We start from the raw sequence: 24,415 nt of genomic DNA on the forward strand, positions 1-24,415 counted from the left end.
AATAAGCGCGCAAGAATCCCGTTCAACCCCGAGAAAACCCTAGAGATAGACCGTAGCGTTTCAATAACTGTATATTCACACCATCAAATTTCTGAAAGCGCTTTCAAAAAATGAAGCGAAAATCCGCGCCCCTATCCGGGGACACCCTGAAGTCCATCGCCGTCGCTGGCGGCATCTCGTCGGCAACGTTGTCGCGGGTGTTGAACCACCCGGAAAAAGTGCGGCCCGACCTGCGCGCGCGCGCCATGGCCCTGCTGGCCGAGGCTGGCTACGTACCGCACGGCGCAGCCCGTTCGCTCGCTTCCCGCAAGACCCGCACCATGGGCGCCATCATCCCCACGGTGGACAGCGCCCTGTTCGCCAAGCTGGTCGACGGCATGCAGCAGGCGATCCACGAACACGGCTATCAGCTGCTGCTGGCCAGCACCAACTACAGCCCGGCGCGCGAAGCGGGCGAAGTGCGCGCGCTGATCGAGCGCGGCGTGGACGCCATGATGCTGGTCGGCCGCAGCCGCGACCCGGAACTCTACGAACTGCTGCACTCCAAGGGCATCCCCTTCGTCACCACCTGCCATTACGACGCCGCCGATCCCTGGCCCATGGTGGGCTGGGACAACGCCGCGGCTGCGCAACGCATCGCCGACTACCTGCTGGACATCGGCCACCGCCGCCTCGGCGTGATTGCCGGCATATCCAAGGACAACGACCGCGCCGCCGACCGCGTGGCCGGCTTCACACGCGCCCTGACGCGCCGCGGCATCGACCTGCCGCCGCAGTACGTCATCGAAAAGCCCTACACCGTGCCCGAAGCCCGCCGCGCCATGGCCACCCTGCTGCGCCTGCCCGAGCCGCCCACTGCGGTCATGTGCGGCAACGACATCCTGGCCTACGGCGCGCTGCAGGAATGCCTGTGGCAAAACCTGCGCGTGCCCGAGCAGATCTCGATCACGGGCTTCGACAACATCGAAATGGCCGCCCATTGCCGGCCCGGCATCACCACCCTGAACGTGCCGGCCTTCGAGCTGGGCCAGCGCGCCGCCAATATTCTGCTGGCAGCCGACGCCAACACGCCGCCCGAGAATGTCTGCATCGAACTGGAATTGATCGTCCGCGACACTACCGCGCCGCCGCGCAGCAGCACCAGTGCGCGGCTAGGCAGCTGACCACAACGGAGCAAGCCCCATGGAACACATCGAATCACCCCGCATTGCATTCCTGGGCCTGGGCGTCATGGGGAGCGCGATGCTGCGCAACCTGGCCGCGCAGGGGTATGCAGTATCAGGCTACGACGTCGTTCCCGCAGCCATGGAGCGCCTGGCCGACACCGGCTTCCGGCGGGCCGCCACGCCCTTGGACGCCGCGCGCGGCTGCGACGTGGCGATCACCATGCTGCCCACCTCGGCCCAGGTCCGCGACGCCTTGTTCGGCGCCGACGGCGCGGCGGCGGGCTTGAACCCGGGCGCCCTGGTCATCGAAATGAGCACCGGCGACGCGGTCGAGACCGACCGCATCGCCGCCGATCTCGCGGCCCTGGGCCTGCGTTGCATGGATGCGCCCGTGGGCCGCACGCCGCGCGAGGCGGCGCAGGGCAAGGCCTTGATCATGGCCGGCGGCGCGCAGGCCGACTTCGACCAGGCCGCGCCCATCTTCGCCGCCATGGCCAACGAAATCGTGCATGTGGGCGCTTTCGGTTCGGGCATCCGGCTCAAGCTGGTCAACAACTACATGTCCATGGTTGGCATGGTGCTGACGGGCGAAGCGCTGATGTTCGCCGCCAAGCTCGGACTGGACCGCGCCACCGTCGTCAAGGTGCTGTCCAACACCACTGCGGGGCGCGGGCAGCTCCTGACCAATTTCCCCGGCAAGGTACTGGCGGGCGACATCAGCCCCGACTTCCCCATGCGCATGGGCTACAAGGACATCAACCTGGCCATGAACCTGGCGGCCTCGGTGGGCGCGCCGCTGGGCCTGGGCGGCTACGCCCGCGAGATGTTCGCGCTTGCCAAGTCGTGGGGACGGCAGGAGCAGGACTGCACCGCCATGCTGCTGCTGCTCGAAGACGTGGCCCACCTGGACCGCGAGGCCGCGGGGTCCGGCCATGAGTGAACACATCGCAACCCTGCCCGCGCGGCGGCCGCGCGCATCACGCCGCCGCGTCACCGTGGGCGTGGCCGCCGTCGCCATCGCCTTTGCCGCCTGGTGGATCGTGTCGGCGCTGGGCCTGGTCAATGGCGCGCGCTTTCCCACCCCGCTCACCACCTGGCAGGCCGCGGTGCAGCTCTCGCGCGATTCGGGCTACGCCGGCGGCACGCTGTTCCAGCACATCGGCCACAGCCTGCGCCTGGTATTCCTGGGATTTCTGGTCGCGATCGGCACCGGCGTCCCGCTGGGCCTGCTGATGGGTTTCAGCAAGCGCATCGACGCCCTGGTCGGGCCGGTATTCTCGCTGCTGCGTCCGATTCCGCCGCTGGCCTGGATTCCGCTGGCCATCCTTTGGCTGGGCCTGGGGGATCCGGCGAAGATCTTCCTGATCTGGGTGTCTTCTTTCACGCCTGCCGTCATCAACACCTATGCAGGCGTGCGCAACATCGACCCCACGCTGATCGAGGCCGCGCGCGTGCACGGCGCGGGCAATCCGGTCCGCATGCTGCGCGAGGTCCTGATACCCGGTTCCATGCCCATGATCTTCACCGGCCTGCGGCTGTCGCTGCAGACCGCGTGGATGACGCTGGTGGCGGCGGAACTCATCGGCGCCTTCATCGGCCTGGGCAAGGTGCTGGACACCGCGGCGCTGGACATCCGGCCCGGCATGATCCTGTACGCCATGGTCTGGGTAGGCCTGCTGGGCGCGGTGATGACGCGCGGACTGGAATGGATCGAAAAGAGGGCCTTGCCATGGCTACGCTGACACGCACCTCGGGCGACCCGCCCGCCTTCACCTTCGGCTTGTCCTGCCTGGGGCTGGCCGGCTTCTTCCTGGCCTGGCACCTGCTGAGCGTGGCAGGCGTTTTCCCGCCCAATTACCTGCCTGGCCCGCTGACCGTGCTGCAGACCATCGCGCAGTACAGCAGCGAACCCTATTCCGGCGCCACGCTCTGGACGCACCTGGGCGCCAGCCTCTACCGCTTCGCCTGCGGCTTCCTGCTGGCCGCGGCGGTAGGCATACCGCTGGGTCTGCTGATGGGCTGGTACCGCTGGCTGGACGACGTAGTCAGTCCGTTCTTCGATGCGTTGCGCTTCGTGGCGCCCATCGCCTGGGTGCCGTTCGCCGGCCTGTGGTTCGGCACCGGCATCGGCGGACCCACCCTGATCATCTTCGCCGGCGCCTTTCCGCCCTGCCTGATCAGCGCCTATCGCGGCGCCAAGTTCGTCGACACGCGGCTGCTGGAAGCCTCGCGCACGCTGGGCGCCAGCGGCCCGCGCATCGTGGCCGAAGTGCTGCTGCCGGCCTCGTTGCCGTCCATCCTGGCCGGCCTGCGCGTCAGCGCCGGCATCGGCTGGCAATCGCTGGTGGGCGCGGAACTGATCGTGGTGGGCAACGGCATCGGCTACATGATGGTCCAGGGGCAGCTCAACGTCGCCACCAATATCGTCATGGCCGGCATGATCGCCATCGGCATCGTCGGCATCTGCATCGACGTTGCGCTGCGCATGTTTGAACAGCGCCTGAAGGCGCGCTGGGGACGCTGATGGACCACGCAATATCGGACTCGACCCTGTCGGTCATCGTCACGGGCGGCGCCAGCGGCATCGGCGCGGCGGTATGCAGGCGCGTGATCGAGGCAGGCGGCTACGCCGCAATCCTTGACCTCAACCAGGAAGCCGCGCACACGCTGGCGCGGGAACTGGGACCGCGCGCGGTGGCCGCCCCGGGCGACGTGCTGGACGAGGCCGGACTGCGGGCCACTCAGGAACGGCTTGCCGCCCTCTTGCCTACGGTCAACGGACTGGTGAACTGCGCCGGTATCGCCCAGGTTCCAACCGCCATCGAAGACTATCCGGTGGAGGCCTGGGCCCGTGTGGTGGATTCCCATCTGAAAGGCACCTATATCGCCTGCCGCGTATTCGGCAGCGCGATGGCCGAACGCGGACGCGGGGCGGTCGTCAACGTGGCGTCCGTGCTGTCGTTCCGCCCCGGCCCGGTGCTGGCCTACGGTCCGGCCAAGGCCGCCGTGGTCAATCTGACCGAAGCCCTCGCGGTGCACTGGGCGCGCCGCGGCTTGCGCGTCAACGCCATCGCGCCCGGCTGGACCGACACGCCCTTCCTGAAACCCAAGGAGCGGCAGGGGGAGCGGGACATGACGCCGATCCTGAACGCCACGCCGCTAGGCCGCCTGATGCAGCCGCGCGAGATAGCAGACGTCGTGTTCTTCCTGCTGTCGCCCGCGGCCGCGGTCGTCACCGGCGCCACCATCCCTTGCGACGGCGGCGTCATCGCCGGATCAGGGTGGGCGCCCTACGGGGGCTTGCCGCGAACTGCCTGAGCGTTGGGAGCGGCCCGGGCCCGCCCGGCGTTTCCCTTGGCAGGGCGCGCGCCGCTACACTACCCGCCGTCATGTTCAACGCCGCCTGTTTCGTCCATGCTTAGCCTTGCCACCGCAGGAGTATTCGCCGTCGGAGTCACCGTCATCCTGGCCATGCCAGGCCCGACCAATACCTTGCTGGCCGCAGCCGGCCTGCGCCTGGGTTTCGCGCGCGCGGCGCGGCTGACGATGGCCGAACTGGCCGGCTACATCGTGTCGATCTCGCTCTGGGGCCGCTTTCTTGAGCAGGCGGCGAAATCCTTGCCGTGGCTGCCGGCTTGCGTGCGCGCCGCCAGCAGCATCTACATCGCCTGCCTGGCCGTGCGCATGTGGCGCGCCGCCCGCGCCGTGCCGACGGTGGCTCGGCAGGTCATCGGCATGCGCACGCTGTTCACGGCCACCCTGCTCAATCCCAAGGGCATCCTCTTTGCCAGCGCGGTTTTTCCGCCGGCGGCGTTCTGGAGCCTGCCCGCCTACCTTGCAGCCATGGCGCTGTTCACCGCGCTGCTGGTGCCGATAGGCCTGGCCTGGGTGGCGTTCGGCGCGTCGCTGGGTGGCGCGAAAACACGCTGGATCGATCCGGCGCGGGCGCAGCGCGGGGCTTCCGTCATCCTGGGATTGTTCTCGCTGACCCTGGCCTGGACAGCGTTCCGCTAGCGCCGCGCGCGGGCGGAGGGAGTCGGAGCGCTAGGCATCTTGGCCCGCGGCCTCCAGCACCACGGCGCGGAACTCCTGCATCAGCGGCGACCAGGTGGCGCCGTGGCGCGTGACCAGTGCCATGCTGCGCCGCAAAGGACGGCCCAGCGCCACCGGCAACTCCGCAATGTCCGGCGCCAGCGCGCTGTGCGGCATCAGCGCCAACAAGTCCGAGCCTGCCAGCAAGGCCAGCGCGCCGCCCGAGAAATGCTGGACTTCCAGCGCCGCCGCGGGCTGCGCCAGGCCCGCCTCGGCATAGCGGGCCTGCAGCGCCTGACGCGCCACCGATCCCTGCATGGGCAGGATCCAGCGTTGGCCTTCCAGGTCGCGCAACGCCAGCTTGCGCCGCGACGCCAGCGGATGCTTGCGGCTGGCGGCCACGCACAGGCCGTCCTCGCGGATCGATTCCTGGTGCAGCGAACCCGGCACGTCGGCGTAGATCGGCGTCACCGCAAGGTCCAGCTTGCCGCCCGCCACCTGCTCGTTGAGATCGTCCGACTGGCCTTGCGTCAACTGCACCCGCAGCGCGGGCCGGCGCGGCAGCAGGCGGCGCAACGCCGGCATCACCACGCTGTCCACGGTAGCGCCGGTGGCGCCAATGCGCAGCAGTCCGGCCTCGCCCAGGCGCAGCTCCATCGCGTTGCGCACGGCGTCACGGTATTCCGCCCACAGCCGCTGCGCATGCTCGCGAAACGCCAGGCCCGCCGAGGTCAGGCGCAAGCCGCGCCCGCCGCGGTCCAGCAGCGCCAGTCCCGTGTCGGCTTCCAGCCGCTGCAAAGACTTGGACAGCGCCGGCTGACTGACGCCGCAGGCGGCTGCGGCGCGGTCCAGGTTGCCGTGTTCCACCACGGCCAGGAAATACTCGATGTCGCGCAAGGACAGATTCATAATCAACAGTTATGCATAGACACAGCTTCAGGAATATTAAGCCGGGCCCGCGCTCCTAGAATCCCTGGATAAACCCGCAGACAGGAGACGCAGCGCGTGGACAAGAAGCCCAATATCGTATTGATCGTGGCCGACAACCTGGGATGGGGCGAATTGGGCTGCTACGGCGGCGGCGCGCTGCGCGGCGCGCCCACCCCCAACATCGACCGGCTGGCCTCGGAAGGGCTGCTGCTGCAGAACTTCAACGTGGAAAGCGACTGCGTGCCTACGCGCTCGGCGCTCATGAGCGGCCGGCATCCCATCCGCACCGGTTGTTTGCAATCGGTGCCTCCCGGCCTGCCGCAAGGCCTGGCGCGCGATGAAATCACGCTGGCCCAGCAACTGTCGGGCCAGGGCTACGCCACCGCGCACTACGGCAAATGGCACCTGGGCGACATCCCCGGCCGCTATCCGTCCGACCGCGGCTTCGACGAGTGGTACGGCATCCCGCGCACCACGGACGAAAGCCAGTTCACCTCGTCCATCGGCTTCGATCCCTCGGTCGCCGACATCCCGCACATCATGCAGGGCCAGGCCGGCTCGCCTTCGGAAAACGTCAAGGTCTACGACCTGGAGACGCGCCGCGGCATCGACGCCGAACTGGTCGACCGGTCCATCGGCTTCATGCGCAAGCATGCCGAGGCCAGCCGCCCCTTCTTCCTATACCTGCCGCTGGTGCACCTGCACTTCCCCACCCTGCCGCACCCGGACTTCGCGGGCCGCACCGGCGCCGGCGACTTCGCCGACTCCATGGTGGAAATGGACCACCGCGTCGGCCAGATCGTGCAGGCGGTGGACGAGCTGAATCTGCGCGACGACACCGTGTTCATTTTCTGCAGCGACAACGGTCCGGAATTCCGCAAGCCCTACCGCGGCACCGCCGGCCCCTGGACCGGTACCTACCACACCGCCATGGAAGGCAGCCTGCGCGTGCCCTTCATGATCCGCTGGCCCGGCCGGGTCCAGCCCGGCCAGGTCTCCAACGAGATCGTCCACGTCACCGACCTGTACACCACGCTGTCGCGCATCGGCGGCGCGTCCATTCCGCAAGACCGGCCCATCGACGGCATAGACCAGACCGATTTCTTCACCGGCGCCAGCCCCGCCTCGCCGCGCGAGGGCTTCCTGTTCTACATCAAGAACGACCTGCGCGCGGTCAAATGGCGCGACTGGAAGCTGCACTTCTACTGGGAGCCCGAGGTCAACGAAGGCAAGGGCAAACTGGAGTCGCCGTACCTGTTCAACCTGAAGCAGGACCCCAAGGAAGAAAGCGACATCCTCATCTTCAACACCTGGGTGCTGGGTCCGATCCTGAAAATGGTGCAGTCCTTCAACCAGTCTTGCGCCGCGCATCCGAATACGCCGCCCGGCAAGCCGGACCCGAGCTGAGACGCGCGGCGGTCCGGGCAAAAAAACACAAAGGGGAAAACATGAAATTCGCTATCCGCTGCTGCGCGCTGCTGCTGGGCGCCGCGCTAACCGTCACCGCCAGCGCGGCAGACACCAAGCTGGAATGGCCTGGCAAGCAGATCACCTGGGTGATCGGCTTCGTGCCGGGCGGCACCGCCGACGTGCTGACCCGCATCGCCGCGCAGGAACTGGCGCGGCGCAGCGGCCTGAACGTCATCGTGGAAAACCGCCCCGGCGCGGCGGGCGCCATCGCCCTGCAGCTGGTGGCGCGCAGCAAGGCCAGCGACGGCTACTTGCTGACCGTGCCCGGCCCGCTGATCTACCCCACGCCCCAGCCCGAGATCGGCCGCGAGCTGGCGCCCGTCATCTTGATGGCTCAGGGTCCCATGGTCATCGTCGGCCCCGCCAAGGACGCCCGGGCATCCTTGCAGGACGTGCTGGCGGACGCCCGCCAGCGGCCCGAGGCCTGGAGCTACGGCAGCTCAGGCAACGGCACCTCGCAGAACCTGGCGGGCGAACTGCTCAACCAGTACGCCGGCACCCGTATCGTGCACGTGCCCTACAAGGGCGGCGGCCAGGCGGTGGCCGACGTGGCCGGTGGCCAGATCCCCCTGGCGATCCTGGGCTCGGCCCCGGTCATGCCGCAGATCAAGGCCGGCACGCTGAAAGCCTACGCCGTCACCACGCCCTACCGCCTGGACAGCCTGCCCGACGTGCCCACGGTGGAAGAGTCCGGCTTCAAAGGCTACGCCGCCACCCAATGGTTCTCGGTCGCGGCCAGCAAGGACATCCCGGCCGCGCAGCTCGATCAGGTCAACGCCGCGCTGCGCGCCGCCGTGGCCACGCCGGAGTTCAAGGCCGCCCTGGAAAATGCCGGCATGATCGCCGGCGGCGGCTCGCGGGATGAATTGCAGTCGTTCATCCAGGCGGATAGCGCCAAGTGGCAGAAGCTGATCGACAGCGGGGCGGTGAAGCTGGCGAATTGAGTACAGCAATGAATCGGAGTTCGTCCTGAAGTAACGTCAAGATCTTGATCGGCCCTCCTCAAAAATCTTAGAAGGTGGAGGGCGCCTGATCATTTCTTCTTGCAAAGCAATGGGAAGGCTTGAAAAGCTATATAGCTTAAGCTATAACCGTATGCGAACGCCGAATGTTCTCGATCAACTGGACCAAAACAGCGGTCAAGCAGTTAAGGAAAATCTCTCCCGTCGATCGAAGTCGAATCGTTGAGGAGGTCGCTGAACTGGAGCTGTTTCCCGCGTCGCGCAATGTCAAAGCACTGACCAATCACCAGTTTGGGTTTCGTCTACGTATAGGCCAGTATCGGGTGCTATTCGACGTTGCCGCGGTCGTCCGTATCATCGAGATCCAGGAAGTGAAACGGCGCGACGACCATACCTATTGAGCTGAGCACAAAAACGCCCCATGCGCCTGCATCCCACCATACTTGAATCGGACGGCAAGCCCGCATTCGTTGTCTTGCCCTATTCGGAGTATCTCGCCTTGACGGGTGCACCGGCAGCCATTGCCCGCCGGCCGCCGCGCATTCCCGCAGACGGTACGATTCCACATGAGGTCGTCACGCTCATGACCAGCAACGGCTGGAGCATCGTGCGCGCCTGGCGCGAATATCTGGGGATAACCCAAGTCGACATGGCGGCGCGCCTGGGCATACGTCAGCCCAGCTATGCGGCAATGGAATCCGCGAATGCGAACCCCAGGCGCAGCACCCGTGAGCGCCTCGCGACCGCCTTGGGGGTGCATTTCGACCAGATCGACGTGTAAACGCAAGGCGGCCTAGCAGCCCTGCCCTCAACTCATATACACGCCGCCATTGATCGCATAGTTAGCCCCCGTCACGAACGCCGCCTCATCCGACGCCAGCCAGGCGCACAGCCCCGCCAGATCCTTGGCGGTACCCAGCCGGCCCACCGGCACGCTTTCGACGATACGGTCCAGCAGGGCCGGCGGAAAGGCCTTCACGGTGTCGTCGGCGATGAAGCCCGGCGACGCCAGGTTGACGGTCACGCCGCGCGCCGCGACTTCCTGCGCCAGCGAACGGGTGAAGCCGATCACGGCGCCCTTGGCGGTGGCGTAGTTGATCTGTCCGATCTGGCCTTTCTCCGCGGCCACGGAGCCGATGTTGATGATGCGGCCCCAGCCGCGGTCGGCCATGCTGTCGACCACCTGCTTGGTGGTGTTGAACAGCGTGTCCAGATTGCTGCGCAGCACCGCCGACCAGTCCGCCTGGCTCATCTGGCGAAAGCGCATGTCCAGCATGGCGCCGGCATTGTTCACCAGCACGTCGATCTCGCCGACCTCGCGCCGCACCTTGGCGAAGGCCGCCTCGGTCGAGGCCCAATCGGTGGCGTCGCCCTCGGAGGCGACGAAATCGTAGCCCAGGGATTTCTGTTCCTTCAGCCAGTGGTCCTTGCGCGAGGAGCGCGGCCCGCAGCCTGCCACCACGCGATGTCCCGCGTTGTGCAGCGCCTGGCAGATCGCGGTGCCGGTGTGGCCCATACCGCTGGTGACGTAAGCAATGCGCAAAGCCATGTACTTCCCCTTTTGAAAAGACGGTATCGCGCCGCCGCTCAGCCCATCTGGCCGACCAGCGGGAACAGGCCGAACGCCAGCGCCGCGGCCAGCATCACCAGGCAGACCATCGTGGCCCACTTGAGCGAATAGCGCTGGTGGTCGCCGAAGTCCACGCCGGCCAGGCCGACCAGCAGGTAGGTCGACGGCACCAGCGGGCTCAGCAGGTGCACGGGCTGGCCGATCAACGAGGCGCGCGCCATCTCGACCGGCGAAATGCCGTAACCCTGGGCCGCTTCGCTCAGGATCGGCAGCACGCCGAAGTAGAAGGCGTCGTTGGACATGAAGAAGGTAAAGGGCAGGCTCACCAGCGCGGTAATGCCCGCCAGGTACGGACCCATGGCGTCCGGGATCACCGCCAGCAGGCTGCGCGACATGGCCTCGACCATGCCCGTGCCAGACAGGATGCCGGTGAAGATCCCGGCCGCGAAAATCAGCGACACCACCGACAGCACATTGCCCGCGTGCTGCGCAACGCGGCGGCGCTGTTCGGCCAGGTCCGGATAGTTGATGACCAGCGCAATGGCGAAGGCGATCATGAACAGCACCGGCAGCGGCAGCACGCCCATCACCAGGCTCACCATCAGCGCCAGCGTCAATCCGGCGTTCACCCACAGCAGCTTGGGGCGGCGCAGGTCCTGGTCGACCTCGATTTCGGGCAGGTTCTTGGGGCCGTCCTCGTCATAGCCGGCGTGCAGCGAAGCGCCGTCCGGCAGCGACAGCACGCCCAGGCGGCGGCGTTCGCGCAGGCCCAGGCAGAACGCCAGGATCAGAATGGCGACGATGGCCACGCCCATCACCGGCACCAGCGGCACGAAGATGTCGCCCGCGTCCACGTGCAAGGCGCTTGCGGCGCGCGCCGTCGGGCCGCCCCAGGGCGTCAGGTTCATGACGCCGCTGGCCAGCATCGCCAGACAGGTCATGGACAGCGCGTTCATCTTCAGGCGGCGGTACAGCGGCAGCATCGACGCCACCACGATCATGTAGGTGGTCGAACCGTCGCCGTCCAGCGAAATCACCAGCGCCAGCACGGTCGTGCCCACCACGATCTTCAGCGGATCGCCCTTCACCGCGCGCAGGATGCGGCCGACGATGGGGTCGAACAGGCCGGCGTCGATCATGACCCCGAAGTAGAGAATGGCGAACATCAGCATCACGCCGGTGGGCGCAATCTTGCGGATGCCGTCCAGCATCATCTTGTCGATGCCGGAGCCGAACCCGCCCAGCAGGGCGAAAATAATGGGGACAAGGATCAGCGCCACCAACGGCGACAGGCGCTTGGTCATGATCAGCGTCATGAACGTGATCACCATGCCGAAGCCAAGCAGGGTCAGAAGCATGAGGGTTATCTCCGGCTAGTCGTTGTTATGTGTAAGCGCGCCTCCGGCTGGGGAAGCGCGACCGCAAGACTAGAAATAAAAGCTGTCGGCAACCTGTCGTTTTTTTGAACGCGAGTGCGGTGTGAGGCCGCCCCAAGGCGGAAGGCGTCCCTCGGGGGCAGCAAGCGAGCGCGGCGAGTGCGGCGTGGGGGTCCATCCCTTCCGCCGCCGGGCCGCCCCAAGGCGGAAGGCGCCCCCTCGGGGGGCAGCAAGCGAGCGCAGCGAGTGCGGCGTGGGGGTCCATCCCTTCCGCCGCCGGGCCGCCCCAAGGCGGAAGGCGCCCCCTCGGGGGGCAGCAAGCGAGCGCAGCGAGTGCGGCGTGGGGGTCCATCCCTTCCGCCGCCGGGCCGCCCCAAGGCGGAAGGCGCCCCCTCGGGGGGCAGCAAGCGAGCGCAGCGAGTGCGGCGTGGGGGTCCATCCCTTCCGCCGCCGGGCCGCCCCAAGGCGGAAGGCGCCCCTAGGGGGCAGCAAGCGAGCGCAGCGAGTGCGGCGTGGGGGTCCATCCCTTCCGCCGCCGGGCCGCCCCAAGGCGGAAGGCGCCCCCTCGGGGGGCAGCAAGCGAGCGCAGCGAGTGCGGCGTGGGGGTCCCCACATCCCCCTCATGCGACAATCGCCCCTATGCGCATATTGGTGATCGAAGACGACGCGGACCTGGCCGACGCACTCGTGCGCCGGCTGCGCCGTCTCGGCCATGCGGTCGACTGCCAGAACGACGGCCTCAGCGCTGACGGCGTGCTGCAATACGAAACCTTCGACCTCGTCATCCTGGACATCGGCCTGCCCCGCATGTCGGGCTTCGACATCCTGCACCGCCTGCGCGACCGCGGCAGCAAGACGCCCGTGCTGGCGCTGACCGCCCGCATCGACATCGAAGACCGCGTCCACGCCCTGGATACCGGCGCCGACGACTACCTGGCCAAGCCCTTCGATTTCCGCGAACTGGAAGCCCGTTGCCGCGCCCTGCTGCGCCGTCCCAGCGCCCAGGCCGCCGGCGTGCTGCGCTTTGGCGAACTCGTCATCGACAGCGCCGCGCGCCAGGTCACGCTGGCCGGCCAGCGCATCGAACTGCCCAAGCGTGAATACAGCCTGCTGGAAATCCTGCTGGCCGGCATGAACCGCGCCGTCAGCAAGACCGAAATCGCCAACAAGCTGTTCGCGTTCGACGACGACGCCGCGCCCAACGCCATCGAGGTCTATATCGCCCGGCTGCGCCGCAAGCTCGAAGGTTCGCCGCTGCGCATCGAAACGCAGCGCGGCACCGGCTACCTCCTGACCGCCACCGATGACCACGACAGCTCCGCCGCGTCCGGCCCCGGCCGGGAGTGAATCCGCCAGGCCCGCCGCCGCGCAGGGCCGCATCTCGATCAAGCGCCGCCTGCTGGCCATGCTGCTGGCGCTGTTCTTCGCCGCCCTGGCCACGCTCTACCTGCTGGTGCGCGGCTACGCCAATCAGACTGCCGACACCACCTACGACCAGTTGCTGCGTGCCTCGGTGCTGTCCATCGCCGACAGCCTGCAGCTGGTGCAGGGCGAGTGGCGCATGGATATGCCCTACGCCTCGCTGGCGCTGCTGGAACAGGCGCCGCGCGACCGCGTGTTCTATCGCGTCGGCGACGCCGGCGGCGCGCTGATTTCCGGCTACGCGGATCTGCCCGCGCCGCCCGGCCGCGGCAACGACGGCTCTGCTTATTCGCCCCGGCTGTACGACGCCAGCTACCAGGGCGAACCGGTGCGCATCGCCTGGATGGAACGCAAGATCGCCGGTCCCCGCAATGCCGAGACCGCCCTCATCCAGGTCGCGCAGACCCGCGAAGCGCGCAACGCGCTGGCGGCGGGCATCTTGTGGCAAGGCACGCTGGCGCTGATCGGCTTTACCGCCGCGGCGCTTGCGCTGGCCTACTGGGGCCTGCTGCGGTCGCTGTCGCCCATCCGCCGCATCGAACGCGAACTGGCTGTCCGCAACGCGTCGGACCTGCATCCCATCGCCGCTCCCGTGCCCGAGGAACTCGACACGCTGGTGCACTCGCTTGACGGCTTCATGGCGCGCCTGTCGGAAAACCTCGACACCTTGCGCCTCTTCATCGCCGAGGCCGCCCATCAGCTGCGCACGCCGCTGGCCGCGCTGCACGCGCAGATGGAAGTGGCGCTGGACGAGGAGGACCCCGCCGAACAACGTCGCAGCCTGCTGGCCGTGCTGCGCAACGCCGAGAAACTCTCGCGCCTGGTGAACCAGCTGCTGAGCGACGCCAGCGTCATCCACCGCAGCAACGTGCGCCAGTTCCAGCCGGTGGACCTGGCCGAGCTGCTGCGCCAGGCGGTGTATGACACGGTCCCGCAAGCCGATCCCCAACCCGATGTGCGCCTGCATCTGCCCGTTACGGCGCCCGGCAGCCCCCCCACCGTGCTGGGCGACAGCCTGATGCTGCGCGAAGCCTTCAAGAACCTCATCGACAACGCCCTGCGCCACGGCGCCACGGAAGAAGGCCACATCGACGTGCGGCTGGAGCCGCAGGACGCAGGCTGGCGCATATCCGTATCCGACCAGGGTCCAGGCATTCCCCCGGCGCTGGCCAATGCCGCCTTCGAGCGCTTCGTGCGCGGCCCCAACCCGCGCGCGCCCGGCGCCGGGCTGGGCCTGTCCATCATCAAGCGCGTGGTCGACATCCATCAGGGCCGGCTGGCCCTGAGCAACCGCGTGGGCGGCGGCCTGGACGCCGTGGTCACGCTGCCGCCCCGACCCCATGAAGCTTGATCTCCTGAAACCCCTGCGCCTGCTGGCGGCGCTGGCCGCGCTGCTGCCCTTTGCTGCCGGCAACGCCGCGGAAACCAGCGCCGGCGGCCTGACGCTGGGACCCGCCGACAACAGGAACGTATTGGTCGTGCATGCCTCCAACAGCGTGCAGGTGTTCCGCGGCGTGCTGGAAGACTTCAGCAGGCTCAACCCCGGCCTGCGCCTGGAGTACACCGAGCTGTCCACGCAGGAGCTGTATGCCGGGACGGTCTCCCGCGCCACGCCGGCGGCCACCACCCGGTCCGGGCCCGACATCGTCATCAGCAGCGCCATGGACCTGCAGACCAAGCTGGTCAACGACGGCTACGCGCAACCCCACATCTCGCCGGAGACCCGCGCCCTGCCGGCCTGGGCCAACTGGCGCGACGAGGTCTTCAGCATCGGCACCGATCCCATCGTCATGGTCTACAACACCGGCAAGCTCGCGCCCGCGCGGGCGCCGCGCACCCGGCGCGAGCTGCTATCCCTGCTGCAGGCGCCGGACCAGCCCCTGGCCGGCGCCATCTCCACCTACGATGTCGAGGGCAGCGGCATCGGCTACCTGGCGGCCACGCAGGACACGCGGCTGGACAGCATGGCCGGCGCACTGCTGGCCGAACTGGGCCGCAACCGCGTCGCCGTGCATGCGTCCACCGAAGACGCGCTGGACAAGCTCGAACGCGGCGAGATCACGCTGGCCTACAACCTGCTGGAGTCCTATACCCGGCATCGAATCGACCAGGGCGCGCCGCTGGCCATCGTCTATCCGCAGGACTACACGCTGATGCTGTCGCGTTCCGCCATCATCCCCAAGCAGGCGCCGCGGGCGGATCTGGGCGCGATGTTCCTGGACTATCTGCTGTCGCCGCGGGGCCAGGAAATGGTCGCGCGGCAATCGGGCATGCGGCCGGTGGGCGCTTCGGCCAACCCGGAAGCGGGCGTGCGGCCGGTTGGACTGGGCGTAGGGCTGCTGGTGTATCTGGATGCGCTCAAGAAGCGGCATTTCCTGGATCTGTGGCGCGCGGCGATCCGTCCGCCCGGCGGCGGCGCGCAACCCTGACGCCGCCAGGCGGCGCATACTGGTAAGAATGCCCCGGTACGTCGATACCACCTCCGGATCCGGCCCCTCTTGTCCGGACGAAGCGCCTATTTTTTTCATCCGCCCCGGGATTTTACGAGGATAATTTCCTTGTGGCAGCGCCGCCGACAATCCAGGCAGGCCAACCTCCCCCACGCCGGCAAACCATGGCCGCGCAGCGCTCCCCCGATCTGGCCGGAGCCACCTCTACAACGATCTGTGATGCGTGACAGCGTTTGCGTCTGAACCAGAGTTGGAGGCACGAAATGGCTGAACACCAGATTGCCGTCCGGCGCGCGATCGAAGCCCTGGACCGTCTGGCGGATCCCGATCCGCCCTGGCGCGACATCCTGCTGACCGCCCGCGACATGGTGGGCGCGGACAGCGGCACCTTGATCGTCTTCGATGCCCGTCACAAGCTGCTGGACCTGTCCACCGTGAGCTTTCCCGAAGCCGCCGCCACGGACTACCGCAACCACTACTACAGCTGCGACATCGTCGAACAGGACTCGCGGCTGCTGCCCGTCGGCACTTGGCTGGATACCGCCAGCATGTGCGGCCACAAGCAGCTGCAGCGTTCCGAGTTCTACACGGACTTCATGCTCAAGCACCGCATGGCGCAAGTGCTGTGCCTGGTGATCGAATCCAGCGCCAAGCTGCGCGCCGCCATCGCCTTTCAACGCTCGACCGTGGACGACAAGGCCAGCGAACGGCTCCAGTCCGGCGACATCGCCCAGTACTTCCGCCTGCTGAAGAACCGGTTGGCCCAGCGCGAAAAGATGCTCGCCATCGGCTGGACAGCCATCGATAGCGCGCTCTCGGACGTGGGCGAGGCCGTGCTGCTGGTCAGCCGCGACGCGATGGTGAACATGAAGTCTGCCCTGGCCACGCGCTATCTGGACGACGGCCACGGCTGGAACGTGCGCGGCGGCAAGCTGCGCCATCCCGACGCCAAGATACAGGCCTTGTTCGACGCGTATTGCCAGGCGGTCGCGCGCGACGGCAAGGCGCGGTCGCTGGCGGCCGCCGCCGGATGGGGCGAATTGACCTGGATCGACATCAGCGCGGCCCCGCAAGCGCTGAGCCTGATCGGCAACCGCATGCTGCTGGTGCGCATGCGCAGAAAGAGCGCCTTCGCCCAACCCGACGTCGACAGGCTGGAAGCCGTGTTCGCCATCACGCACGCGGAAGCCGCGGTGCTGGCCGGACTTGCGATGGGACATAGCGTGGAGGAAGTCGCCACGCTGCGCCATGCCTCGGTGCTGACCGTGCGTAAACAGGTCGCATCCCTGCTCAACAAAATGGAATGCAACCGCCAGTCCGAACTGGTCAGGCTCGCCTCGCTGCTGTGAGCGTGCGCCGCCGGCACGACGTACCCAATATTGAGTATGTGGCGCCTACTCGCACCGTCCTACGATGAGCACGAAGGCATGAGGCCCGGACGTCCTCTCCGGCCCGAGTCGTAAACCTGGCAGCGCAAAGGCGCCAGGTGCGTGTCCGCGCGCGCCGCGGGCCGGGCCGGCCTGCCCAAGAAAAATACCAATGCGCCAATCCGGTAGCGCAGCTGTCCCTGCCCCGGGCTGCATTGCCGCAAGCCCCCATGGACACCGGTTTCCAATGCTGCGGTCACTCACGTCATCAGGAGCATTTCATGAAAACTGCCCTAACCGTCCGCGCCATGATCCCCGTCGTCCTGGCGGCCTGCGCCCTGCTCTCCGGCCCCGCCGTCGCGCAAACGGCCGTCGCCCCCACCACCGCTGCGCCCCCGTCGGACGTCCAACTCAGCCGCGATCAGGTCGAACGCGACCTGGCAGCCTGGAAGCAATCCGGCGTTGAAAGAAACTGGGACAGCGACAGCACCCCGGACATCAACAGCCCCGAATACGTCGCCGCCTACAGGAAGTATGTGGACACGGTCAGGCCGGCAAACTCCCCACAGATGCAGCAGCCGCAGGGCCAGAGCAAGTGGTGATGCGCCGCTATCCTGCCCGCGAGGGCGCACCGCCGCGCTCGCTGCCTGGCGAGCGGCCATAGTGCGCGCGGTACGCCCGATTGAATGTGGAAACTTCCTCGAATCCCCAGCTGGCGGCGATGTCCGCGATGGAGCGGCCAGGCTGGGTTTCGATGGCCTGGCGGCATTTCTCCAGCCGGCACTGCCGCACGTGGGCGCTAAAGCTCAAACCATGCTCGGCCATGATCTTGAACAGATAGCTGCGGGAGATGCCGAGCTCCTCGCTGGCCGAGACCGGCGTCAGGCCAGGGTCGGCCAGACGGCGCTGCACCAGCGCCAGAATGCGGTCCAGGACTTCATGGCGCACCCGTTCGGCGATCTGCGCGCCGGCATCCGCCCCTTCGAGCTGGGTCCGCGACAGCAGTTCGCTGCAATGCCTGACCATCAGCGCCTGCACCTGCTGCAACTCGTTTGCCGGCAATTCGCTGACCAGGCGCATGTAGCTGGCCAGCACCCGCCCCGCCCCTGAACTTCCGTCCAGCACCGGCGTGGCCAGCCGTCCGCGGCGGCCCAGTTGCGGCCGCAGGAGGCCTTCCGGGATTTCGATGCAGAACATGCGGAAATCGGTGCGGAAGTCGACTTCCCAGGGCGACGCGCAATCCACCACATAAACGTCGCCGGCCTGCGCGCGCATGGCGCTTCCGTCCTGCGAGACCAGAGCCTCGCCCGCACACAGCAAATTGGCGAAGAACGGAGATTGCGTGCGGGCCGAGAGACCGGCTGCGGACAGCCTGACCACATGGGACTGGGCAGTAATGGTCGAGCCGTGCAGATCCGGCAGCAACAGGCCGTCGATCTGGCCGCGAAAGCTGCGCGCGGCGTCGCGCTCGGGTTCGAGCGGCACGTAGGCATCGCAGATCGCATCGCGCCAATACGCGAACTGATCCTGCGGCGCTATGACATCGGTGGTGTGGTGGTAGGCCTGCGCGCTCATCTTGAGTACCGGATCATGCCGATGGGGCCGCCATCTTCTAGGGGATGGACGCTTTGCGCCACTGCCGTGGACGCTACGCGCTGGCAGGGCGAAGACTACCGGCCGATTATACGCACAGACCTATACCGCCGGACGCAGATCCAGGCCCCATCAGGAGACAAGAGATGTCCACGCCCGAACCGCTCGACGAGCGGATCGCAGCCTTTGAACGCGACGGCTTCGTGGTGCTGCCCGGGATCATCCCGCCCGAGCAGGTCAGCCAGCTGCAGGAAGCCCTGATCCGGATCGAGGCCGAGCACAACCTCGGTTATGCCCAGACCTCGTTCGAAGGCCGCAAGACGGTGCGCATCAACAACCTGCTGGTCTACGATCCGCGCTTCTGGGACGTGCCGCTGCAGCCCGACGTGCTGGGCCTGGCCGAACGCCTGCTGGACCGTGAGCTGCTGCTGTCGTCGCTGTGCTCGCTGACGCTGGCGCCAGGACAAGGCGCCCAGCCGTTGCACGAAGACACTCAGCAGCTGGCCTTGCCGCGCCCGCGCCCGCCGCTGGCGGTCAACGCCATCTGGGCCTTGAGCGATTTCACGGCCGAGAACGGCGCCACCCACATCGTGCCGGGCAGTCATCGCTACGATTCGTCGCCGCCCTATGGCGCGCAGGATATAGACACGGTGCAAGCCACCATGAAGGCAGGCAGCGTCATGCTGTTCGACAGCGCACTGTGGCACAAGGGCGGCGCCAACAACAGCAATGCGCGCCGCTACGCCCTGTCGTGCTACTACTGCGCCGGCTGGATGCGGCAACAGGAAAACCTGCAACTCGGCATTCCGGCCGAGGTGGCGCGAAGCTTTCCGCGCCGCCTGCAGGAATTGTGCGGCTACAGCATCTACAAGGGGCAGTACGGCCACATCGACAACGCCGACCCCATTACCCTGTTGGGCGGGGCAGGCCGGCCCACGGTATGGCAGGCCAGCGACGCCAAGGCCGCCCGCAAGGCCGCCGAGCGCAAGACATGAACTCCCCCGCCCTGCCCGCCGTCCCGGACTCGGTGATCCATCTGCTGCGCGACGCCGCCCGCGAAACGCCCGATCTGCCCGCGCTGTTCTTCGAAGGCGTACGCCTGAACTACGCGCAATACGCCGGCCTGGCCGGCGCATTGGCGCGCCGCCTGGGCGAGCGCGTGCGGCCCGGCGACCGGGTGGCGCTGCTGATGCAGAACTCGCTGGACCTGGCCGTCGCCACCTTTGCCGTGCACGCGCTGCGCGCGCAGGCCGTACCGTTGAATCCCGGCTACCGCGAACGCGAACTGGCCTACATGCTGCACGACGCCGCGCCTTGCATGCTGCTGCACGACGACAGCGTAAAGCTGGACCTGCACGCCCTGTGTCCCGGCCTGGATGCCGGCGCCATACTCCGTATAGGCAACGGCGCCGGCCTGCTGGAGATGCTGCCGCAGGCCTGCGCCCTGCCCGAAGACCTGCCCCGGCACGAAGACCTGGCCACGCTGCAATACACCGGCGGCACCACCGGACGCCCCAAGGGTGTGAACATCCTGCACCGGCAGATCGCCTACAACATCGCGCAGCGCGAAGCCTGGCTGCCGACGCGGCGCGAATCGGAGGTAGTGCTCTGCGTAATGCCGCTATTCCACGTGTCGGCGGTCGCCATGTCGCTCTACCTCAGCCTGCATGCCCGGGGCGAACTGGTGGTGATGCGGCGCTTCGATGCCGCCCGCACGATAGACGCCATCGCCGCCCATCGCGTCACGCTGCTGCCGGGCGCGCCTGCCATCTTCCACGACTTGCTGCTGAACCCCGCTCTCAGTCCGGAACGCATGGCCAGCCTGCGCGCCTGCTTCTCCGGCGCGGCGCCGCTGCCGCGCGAAACCCTGGCGCGCTTCGAGCAGCGCGCGGGGTGTCCCATCTACGAAGGCTACGGCATGAGCGAAGCCGGCCCTTGCCTGGCGTTCAACCCCATGCACCGCCCGTGCAAGCCAGGTTCCGTGGGTCTGCCGGTTCCGGGCGGCGAGCTGCAGGTGGTGGATCTGGACCATGGCGACCGGCCTCTGCCGCCCGGCCAGCCCGGCGAGATCCGCGTGCGCGGTCCGCACGTGATGGCCGGTTACCGCCAGCCCGCGCAGGCGCTGCGCGCGGGCTGGTTCTACACCGGCGACGTCGCGGTCCTGGATGACGAAGGCTATCTCCACCTGCAAGGCAGGCGGCACGACTGCATCAACGTGGGTGGTTTCAAGGTCTATCCGCTGGAAGTGGAGCAGGTGCTGCTGTCGCGCCCCGAGGTCGGCGAAGCCGCCGCCTTCGGCGTGGCCGACGAGCGGCTGGGACAGGTGGTGCACGCATGGGTCACGCCCGCGCCGGGCCAGCGCCTGGACCCCGACGCCCTGCAAGCCCATTGCGCCGCACATCTGGCCGGCTACAAAGTGCCGCGCCGCATAGGCGCGGCGGAAGCCCTGCCGCGCACCAGCATCGGCAAGCTCGCACGCGGCGCACTGGCCCCCGTGGCCGCGCCCGGTCCGATTTCGCAGTGACATTCAACACAAGGGGAGGAACATGAAGCAACTCGATCTGCAGGCGCTGCAACGCCAGCTCGCCGAAGAAGGTTACGCCGTCATTGAAAACGTGCTGGACGCCGCGCAACTGGAACAGGCGCGCGAGCGCGTCGCCAGCCTGATGGCCGCCGAACGCGCCGATCCGTTCCCGCTGGACGACGAACGGCACGAAGACGATGACGACATCCTGGCCTACTATAAGCGCCACTACACGGTGAGCGACATGGAAGCGCAGCGCATGGTGGCGCGCGTGCACCAGTACCGCCGCGACAACGAAAACACGCGCTGGCCGGTACCCATCAACAAAGTGTCGAAGAACTTCCTGCACTTGCCCACCCTGTTCGACGACGACAAGTCGCAACGCGTCTGGAACCTGCTGAACAAGGCGCCCGACATGATCCCGCTGATCGAGCACCCGGTGGTGCTGCCGATGGTGCGCAGCGTAATGGGCCAGGACTGCAACCTGCACGACTTCCAGGCCACCAGCATCGGCCCCGGCACGGGCGGCGGCGCCTGGCACGTGGACGCGCCGCTGGGCCAGATCGCCGAGCCGCTGCCGGAGTTTCCGCTGACGCTGCAGAACGTCTGGATGCTGGACGACTTCACCGCCGACAACGGCGCCACGCGCGTCATGCCGCGCAGCCACAAGCTGCGCAAGTCGCCGCCCTGGGGCAGCGGCCCGCTGGACGGCGAGGTCACGCTGACCGCGCCCGCCGGCTCGGTCGCCATCTGGCTGTCCAATACCTGGCACCGCTCCGGCCCGAACCATACCGACCGCGAGCGCCGCGCCATACTCTGCAACTACAACGTGTCCTGGCTGCGCGGCTTCGCCGACTTCACCAGCACCCTGCCCGCAGGCGTCGCGGCCGCGTTGTCCCACGATGCGCGCTATCTGCTGGGCTACGGCGCACGCGCGCCGTTGACGCGCTGACATGGGCGCCGCGACCTCGCCCCAGGCGCCAGCAACCGCGCCCCCGGCCATCCACGGCTACTGCGATCCCGCCTTCGAACCGGTACGCGCCGCGTTCGCGCGCAACTTCCAGGACGGCGGCGAGCTGGGCGCGTCCGTCGCCATCGAGGTCGACGGCAATCCGGTGGTCGACCTGTGGGCCGGATGGGCCGACACGGACCACAGCCGGCCCTGGCAACGCGACACCGTCTGTATCGTGTTCTCCAACACCAAGCCCGCCACGGCGCTCTGCGCCCACATGCTGGCCGAAGCCGGCGAACTGGACCTGGACGCGCCTGTCATCCGCTACTGGCCCGAATACGCCGCAGCGGGCAAGGCCGGCACCACCCCGCGCATGCTGCTCAACCACACCGCAGGCTTGCCCGCGCTGCGTGAACCCTTGCCCGCGGACGCCGCCTTCGACTGGGAAGGCATGGCTGGCCGGCTGGCCGCCGCCGCGCCTTTCTGGATCCCGGGCGAACGGGTGGCTTACCACGGCCTGACCTACGGCTGGCTGGTCGGCGAACTGGTGCGCAGGCTGGGCGGCAGCATGCCGGGCGAGTTTTTCCGCCGCCATATCGCGCAGCCGCTGGACCTGGACTTCTGGATAGGCCTGCCGGCAACCGAGGAAGCGCGGGTAGCGCCCATCGTGCCGCCGCCGGCGCCGCAAGCGCCGTTCAGTCCCTTCGAACAGTCACTGAAGGATGAGCCCGCAAGCCCCACCGCGCTATACGCCAAGAATACCGGCGGCTGGCGCCCTTCCGGCTTCAACAGCCGCGCGGGCCGTGCAGCCGGGCTGTGCGCGGCGGGCGGAATCGGCAATGCGCGCAGTCTGGCCCGCCTGTACGGCACGCTGGCGCTGGGCGGCGCGCGCGGCGGCGTGCGCCTGCTGCGCGAGGACACGCTGGCTGCGGCCGCCGCCCTGTCGGCGCGCACGGACGACGACGCCTGCCTGCGCGTGCCTACGCGCTACGCCAGCGGCTTCATGCGCCAGATGGACAACCGTGCACAGGGCCTGGACAGCGCCTGCTTCGGCAGCGAGGCCTACGGCCACACGGGCGCCGGCGGATCGTTGGCTTTCGCCTGGCCGCAGCGCCGGCTTTCCTTTGCCTACACCATGAACCGCATGGGCCGCACCGTGCTGCTCGATGAACGCGCGCACCGCCTGGTGCGCGCGACGCACGCGGCTCTGGGCGCGGGGCCGCCAGACTGACGCCAACGCGGCACACACTAATCACAAAAAATACTGGAGACAAATTCTCATGAGCACGAGCTTTCCCTATCGCCCCTCCGTCCTGCGGCATCTCTTCGCCGCCGCCGGCGCCACCCTGCTGGTCCACGGCGCCGCCATGGCCGCCGACCCGGTGAAGATCGGCTATCTGATTCCGCTATCGGGCAGCGCCACAGCCTCCATCGGCAAGGATATGTCGCGCGCCACGCATCTGGCCGTCAAGCACATCAACGACGCCGGCGGCATCAAGGCGCTGGGCGGGGCGCAATTGCAACTGGTCGAAGTGGACACCCGGGGCGACGCCAAGGTCGCCATGACCGAGGTCGAACGCCTGATTACCCGCGAGAAGACCCCGGTGCTGCTGGGCGCGTTCCAAAGCGGCGTGACCTTCCCCGCCACGGCCGTCGCGGAAAAGAATCGGGTGCCGTGGGTAGTGGACCTGGCTGCCAAGGCCGACATCACCGAGCGCGGCTTCAAGTACGTATTCCGTCCCACGCAGATCCCGGCCTCGGGCAATGCCGAGAGCATGGCCGACTTCATTCAATACGCGGGCAAGACCACCGGCAAGCCAGCCAAGACCGTCGCCATGGTCTATGAGAACACCGATTGGGGCCAGGACATGGCCAACACGCTGCGCGCCAAGTTCAAGGCAGCCGGCATCGATCTGGTGCTGGACGAGGGATACCCGCCCAACTCGCCCGACCTGCGTCCGCTGGTGCTGAAGATCAAGGGCAAGAAGCCTGATGTCGTCACCGTAACCTCCTATGGCGCCGACGCGGTGCAACTGCACAAGCTGCTGGCGCAAATGCGGGTCGGCTCGACCTACGTCGGCAGCGCGGCCGGCCAGATCGACAGCACCTTCATTCCGCTGGTCGGCAAGGAAATCGCCGGCAATGTCTACACCACCAACGGCTGGGCCGGCTACGAGTCGTCCATCACCACGCCGTTCGCCCAGAAGTTCTGGGACGATTTCGTCGCCGCCTACAAGGTCGATCCCAACGAACTGTCGGTCAGCGCCTACGCCGCGGTCTGGGTCATCAAGGACGCGCTGGAGCGCGCCGGCCGCGCCGATCCCGAGGCCATCCGCGACGCCCTGGCCCAGACCAGGATGCAAGGCACTGACCTGAACAAGCTGGTGGGCTATGACATCGTGATCGACGCCAAGGGCCAGAACCCCGAGAAGCGCTACGTCATGCAGCAGATCACGCCCGACGGCCAGTACCGCACCGTGTGGCCGGAAAACCTGGCTTCCAAGTCCTACAAGATGGTCTGGCCCGCCGCCCAGCCCTGACCGACCCGGCGCCGCCGCGCCACGCCCCGCGCGTGGCGCTGGCGCCCCGTTATCGCTAGGA

General features: G+C 67.7%; 24 protein-coding genes. 20 read left to right on the forward strand and 4 right to left on the reverse strand.

Annotated elements, in window-relative coordinates; all coding sequences use genetic code 11:
- The first annotated feature begins 110 nt into the window (after nt 1-110).
- The 6 genes from NGK62_RS04005 to NGK62_RS04030 all read left to right on the forward strand — a co-directional run bounded on the left by NGK62_RS04005 (nt 111) and on the right by NGK62_RS04030 (nt 5,180).
- Nucleotides 111-1,163, forward strand: coding sequence for a LacI family DNA-binding transcriptional regulator (locus tag NGK62_RS04005; RefSeq protein WP_251877524.1), 1,053 nt, complete (start codon nt 111-113; stop codon nt 1,161-1,163).
- Nucleotides 1,164-1,182: 19 nt separating this feature from the next.
- Nucleotides 1,183-2,106, forward strand: coding sequence for an NAD(P)-dependent oxidoreductase (locus NGK62_RS04010; RefSeq protein WP_059375085.1), 924 nt, complete (start codon nt 1,183-1,185; stop codon nt 2,104-2,106).
- Complete coding sequence (locus tag NGK62_RS04015; protein WP_059375089.1) at nt 2,099-2,908, forward strand: ABC transporter permease; 810 nt, start codon at nt 2,099-2,101, stop codon at nt 2,906-2,908. Before NGK62_RS04010 ends, NGK62_RS04015 begins: the two co-directional genes overlap by 8 nt.
- Nucleotides 2,896-3,690 (forward strand): ABC transporter permease, encoded by a 795-nt coding sequence (locus NGK62_RS04020; protein ID WP_059375092.1) that lies wholly within the window; start codon nt 2,896-2,898, stop codon nt 3,688-3,690. The genes NGK62_RS04015 and NGK62_RS04020 overlap by 13 nt, the downstream gene beginning before the upstream one ends.
- The gene (locus NGK62_RS04025; RefSeq protein ID WP_251877526.1) at nt 3,690-4,484 is read left to right on the forward strand and encodes an SDR family NAD(P)-dependent oxidoreductase; all 795 of its coding nucleotides are present in this window, start codon (nt 3,690-3,692) and stop codon (nt 4,482-4,484) included. Before NGK62_RS04020 ends, NGK62_RS04025 begins: the two co-directional genes overlap by 1 nt.
- Nucleotides 4,485-4,580: 96 nt before the next feature.
- Entirely contained in the window at nt 4,581-5,180 is a 600-nt protein-coding gene (locus NGK62_RS04030) for a LysE family translocator (RefSeq protein WP_251877528.1), read from the forward strand.
- A gap of 30 nt (nt 5,181-5,210) precedes the next feature.
- Here NGK62_RS04030 and NGK62_RS04035 read toward each other — a convergent pair whose 3' ends face one another.
- Nucleotides 5,211-6,107: a LysR family transcriptional regulator gene (locus tag NGK62_RS04035; RefSeq protein ID WP_059375100.1), complete on the reverse strand. Its 897-nt coding sequence runs from the start codon at nt 6,105-6,107 to the stop codon at nt 5,211-5,213.
- Between the two features lie 96 nt (nt 6,108-6,203).
- Here NGK62_RS04035 and NGK62_RS04040 point away from each other — a divergent pair, with 96 nt between their 5' ends.
- From NGK62_RS04040 to NGK62_RS04055, 4 genes are all read left to right on the forward strand, one after another.
- Nucleotides 6,204-7,535: an arylsulfatase gene (locus NGK62_RS04040; protein ID WP_251877530.1), complete on the forward strand. Its 1,332-nt coding sequence runs from the start codon at nt 6,204-6,206 to the stop codon at nt 7,533-7,535.
- A gap of 41 nt (nt 7,536-7,576) precedes the next feature.
- Nucleotides 7,577-8,542, forward strand: coding sequence for a Bug family tripartite tricarboxylate transporter substrate binding protein (locus NGK62_RS04045; RefSeq protein WP_251877533.1), 966 nt, complete (start codon nt 7,577-7,579; stop codon nt 8,540-8,542).
- Between the two features lie 164 nt (nt 8,543-8,706).
- Nucleotides 8,707-8,961, forward strand: coding sequence for a type II toxin-antitoxin system RelE family toxin (locus tag NGK62_RS04050; protein ID WP_059375107.1), 255 nt, complete (start codon nt 8,707-8,709; stop codon nt 8,959-8,961).
- Between the two features lie 20 nt (nt 8,962-8,981).
- Nucleotides 8,982-9,341 carry a helix-turn-helix domain-containing protein gene (locus NGK62_RS04055; protein ID WP_059375110.1) on the forward strand — a complete coding sequence of 120 codons (360 nt, stop codon included), beginning with the start codon at nt 8,982-8,984 and terminating at the stop codon, nt 9,339-9,341.
- Nucleotides 9,342-9,368: 27 nt separating this feature from the next.
- On the opposite strand, the gene NGK62_RS04060 is transcribed toward NGK62_RS04055, so the two are convergent.
- Together NGK62_RS04060 and NGK62_RS04065 are read right to left on the reverse strand one after the other, a co-directional pair.
- A complete protein-coding gene (locus NGK62_RS04060; protein WP_054450373.1) occupies nt 9,369-10,109 on the reverse strand; it encodes an SDR family oxidoreductase in 741 nt (246 codons plus the stop codon).
- A 38-nt stretch (nt 10,110-10,147) separates the two neighbouring features.
- The gene (locus NGK62_RS04065) at nt 10,148-11,488 is read right to left on the reverse strand and encodes a CitMHS family transporter (RefSeq protein ID WP_059375112.1); all 1,341 of its coding nucleotides are present in this window, start codon (nt 11,486-11,488) and stop codon (nt 10,148-10,150) included.
- A gap of 657 nt (nt 11,489-12,145) precedes the next feature.
- On the opposite strand from NGK62_RS04065, the gene NGK62_RS04070 reads away from it, so the two are divergent.
- The 5 genes from NGK62_RS04070 (at nt 12,146) to NGK62_RS04090 (ending at nt 17,347) form a co-directional block, all read left to right on the forward strand.
- On the forward strand, nt 12,146-12,853 hold the full coding sequence (locus NGK62_RS04070; protein ID WP_118931804.1) for a response regulator transcription factor: 708 nt from the start codon (nt 12,146-12,148) through the stop codon (nt 12,851-12,853).
- Nucleotides 12,810-14,279 carry a sensor histidine kinase gene (locus tag NGK62_RS04075; protein ID WP_251877535.1) on the forward strand — a complete coding sequence of 490 codons (1,470 nt, stop codon included), beginning with the start codon at nt 12,810-12,812 and terminating at the stop codon, nt 14,277-14,279. The genes NGK62_RS04070 and NGK62_RS04075 overlap by 44 nt, the downstream gene beginning before the upstream one ends.
- Nucleotides 14,269-15,357, forward strand: a complete 1,089-nt coding sequence (locus tag NGK62_RS04080; protein ID WP_251877537.1) for an ABC transporter substrate-binding protein — start codon at nt 14,269-14,271, stop codon at nt 15,355-15,357. The genes NGK62_RS04075 and NGK62_RS04080 overlap by 11 nt, the downstream gene beginning before the upstream one ends.
- A 284-nt stretch (nt 15,358-15,641) precedes the next feature.
- Nucleotides 15,642-16,727 (forward strand): helix-turn-helix transcriptional regulator, encoded by a 1,086-nt coding sequence (locus NGK62_RS04085; RefSeq protein ID WP_059375123.1) that lies wholly within the window; start codon nt 15,642-15,644, stop codon nt 16,725-16,727.
- A gap of 299 nt (nt 16,728-17,026) precedes the next feature.
- On the forward strand, nt 17,027-17,347 hold the full coding sequence (locus tag NGK62_RS04090; RefSeq protein WP_059375125.1) for a DUF4148 domain-containing protein: 321 nt from the start codon (nt 17,027-17,029) through the stop codon (nt 17,345-17,347).
- A gap of 7 nt (nt 17,348-17,354) precedes the next feature.
- Here NGK62_RS04090 and NGK62_RS04095 read toward each other — a convergent pair whose 3' ends face one another.
- Nucleotides 17,355-18,320, reverse strand: a complete 966-nt coding sequence (locus NGK62_RS04095; RefSeq protein WP_059375126.1) for an AraC-like ligand-binding domain-containing protein — start codon at nt 18,318-18,320, stop codon at nt 17,355-17,357.
- Nucleotides 18,321-18,484: 164 nt separating this feature from the next.
- Between NGK62_RS04095 and NGK62_RS04100 the strand changes: the two genes are divergently transcribed.
- The 5 genes from NGK62_RS04100 to NGK62_RS04120 are packed head-to-tail and all read left to right on the forward strand — an operon-like array spanning nt 18,485 to nt 24,354.
- Entirely contained in the window at nt 18,485-19,333 is an 849-nt protein-coding gene (locus NGK62_RS04100) for a phytanoyl-CoA dioxygenase family protein (RefSeq protein WP_118931801.1), read from the forward strand.
- On the forward strand, nt 19,330-20,862 hold the full coding sequence (locus NGK62_RS04105; RefSeq protein ID WP_165867784.1) for a class I adenylate-forming enzyme family protein: 1,533 nt from the start codon (nt 19,330-19,332) through the stop codon (nt 20,860-20,862). The genes NGK62_RS04100 and NGK62_RS04105 overlap by 4 nt, the downstream gene beginning before the upstream one ends.
- Nucleotides 20,863-20,884: 22 nt before the next feature.
- Entirely contained in the window at nt 20,885-21,814 is a 930-nt protein-coding gene (locus NGK62_RS04110) for a phytanoyl-CoA dioxygenase family protein (protein ID WP_059375132.1), read from the forward strand.
- 1 nt (nt 21,815) lies between these two features.
- Nucleotides 21,816-23,045, forward strand: coding sequence for a serine hydrolase domain-containing protein (locus tag NGK62_RS04115; RefSeq protein WP_118931799.1), 1,230 nt, complete (start codon nt 21,816-21,818; stop codon nt 23,043-23,045).
- 49 nt (nt 23,046-23,094) lie between these two features.
- Nucleotides 23,095-24,354: an ABC transporter substrate-binding protein gene (locus NGK62_RS04120; RefSeq protein WP_059375137.1), complete on the forward strand. Its 1,260-nt coding sequence runs from the start codon at nt 23,095-23,097 to the stop codon at nt 24,352-24,354.
- Nucleotides 24,355-24,415: the final 61 nt, after the last annotated feature.

This window comes from Achromobacter sp. Marseille-Q4954, assembly GCF_943737025.1.
GTDB classification, from domain to species: domain Bacteria; phylum Pseudomonadota; class Gammaproteobacteria; order Burkholderiales; family Burkholderiaceae_B; genus Achromobacter; species Achromobacter bronchisepticus_A.

Excerpts from the sequence above, each read along its gene's own strand:
- NGK62_RS04005 (WP_251877524.1), top strand. The coding sequence starts at position 111 with ATGAAGCGAAAATCCGCGCCCCTATCCGGGGACACCCTGAAGTCCATC.
- NGK62_RS04010 (WP_059375085.1), top strand. The coding sequence starts at position 1,183 with ATGGAACACATCGAATCACCCCGCATTGCATTCCTGGGCCTGGGCGTC.
- NGK62_RS04015 (WP_059375089.1), top strand. The coding sequence starts at position 2,099 with ATGAGTGAACACATCGCAACCCTGCCCGCGCGGCGGCCGCGCGCATCA.
- NGK62_RS04020 (WP_059375092.1), top strand. The coding sequence starts at position 2,896 with ATGGCTACGCTGACACGCACCTCGGGCGACCCGCCCGCCTTCACCTTC.
- NGK62_RS04025 (WP_251877526.1), top strand. The coding sequence starts at position 3,690 with ATGGACCACGCAATATCGGACTCGACCCTGTCGGTCATCGTCACGGGC.
- NGK62_RS04030 (WP_251877528.1), top strand. The coding sequence starts at position 4,581 with ATGCTTAGCCTTGCCACCGCAGGAGTATTCGCCGTCGGAGTCACCGTC.
- NGK62_RS04035 (WP_059375100.1), bottom strand. The coding sequence starts at position 6,107 with ATGAATCTGTCCTTGCGCGACATCGAGTATTTCCTGGCCGTGGTGGAA.
- NGK62_RS04045 (WP_251877533.1), top strand. The coding sequence starts at position 7,577 with ATGAAATTCGCTATCCGCTGCTGCGCGCTGCTGCTGGGCGCCGCGCTA.
- NGK62_RS04050 (WP_059375107.1), top strand. The coding sequence starts at position 8,707 with ATGTTCTCGATCAACTGGACCAAAACAGCGGTCAAGCAGTTAAGGAAA.
- NGK62_RS04055 (WP_059375110.1), top strand. The coding sequence starts at position 8,982 with ATGCGCCTGCATCCCACCATACTTGAATCGGACGGCAAGCCCGCATTC.
- NGK62_RS04060 (WP_054450373.1), bottom strand. The coding sequence starts at position 10,109 with ATGGCTTTGCGCATTGCTTACGTCACCAGCGGTATGGGCCACACCGGC.
- NGK62_RS04065 (WP_059375112.1), bottom strand. The coding sequence starts at position 11,488 with ATGCTTCTGACCCTGCTTGGCTTCGGCATGGTGATCACGTTCATGACG.
- NGK62_RS04070 (WP_118931804.1), top strand. The coding sequence starts at position 12,146 with ATGCGCATATTGGTGATCGAAGACGACGCGGACCTGGCCGACGCACTC.
- NGK62_RS04075 (WP_251877535.1), top strand. The coding sequence starts at position 12,810 with ATGACCACGACAGCTCCGCCGCGTCCGGCCCCGGCCGGGAGTGAATCC.
- NGK62_RS04080 (WP_251877537.1), top strand. The coding sequence starts at position 14,269 with ATGAAGCTTGATCTCCTGAAACCCCTGCGCCTGCTGGCGGCGCTGGCC.
- NGK62_RS04085 (WP_059375123.1), top strand. The coding sequence starts at position 15,642 with ATGGCTGAACACCAGATTGCCGTCCGGCGCGCGATCGAAGCCCTGGAC.
- NGK62_RS04090 (WP_059375125.1), top strand. The coding sequence starts at position 17,027 with ATGAAAACTGCCCTAACCGTCCGCGCCATGATCCCCGTCGTCCTGGCG.
- NGK62_RS04095 (WP_059375126.1), bottom strand. The coding sequence starts at position 18,320 with ATGAGCGCGCAGGCCTACCACCACACCACCGATGTCATAGCGCCGCAG.
- NGK62_RS04100 (WP_118931801.1), top strand. The coding sequence starts at position 18,485 with ATGTCCACGCCCGAACCGCTCGACGAGCGGATCGCAGCCTTTGAACGC.
- NGK62_RS04105 (WP_165867784.1), top strand. The coding sequence starts at position 19,330 with ATGAACTCCCCCGCCCTGCCCGCCGTCCCGGACTCGGTGATCCATCTG.
- NGK62_RS04110 (WP_059375132.1), top strand. The coding sequence starts at position 20,885 with ATGAAGCAACTCGATCTGCAGGCGCTGCAACGCCAGCTCGCCGAAGAA.
- NGK62_RS04115 (WP_118931799.1), top strand. The coding sequence starts at position 21,816 with ATGGGCGCCGCGACCTCGCCCCAGGCGCCAGCAACCGCGCCCCCGGCC.
- NGK62_RS04120 (WP_059375137.1), top strand. The coding sequence starts at position 23,095 with ATGAGCACGAGCTTTCCCTATCGCCCCTCCGTCCTGCGGCATCTCTTC.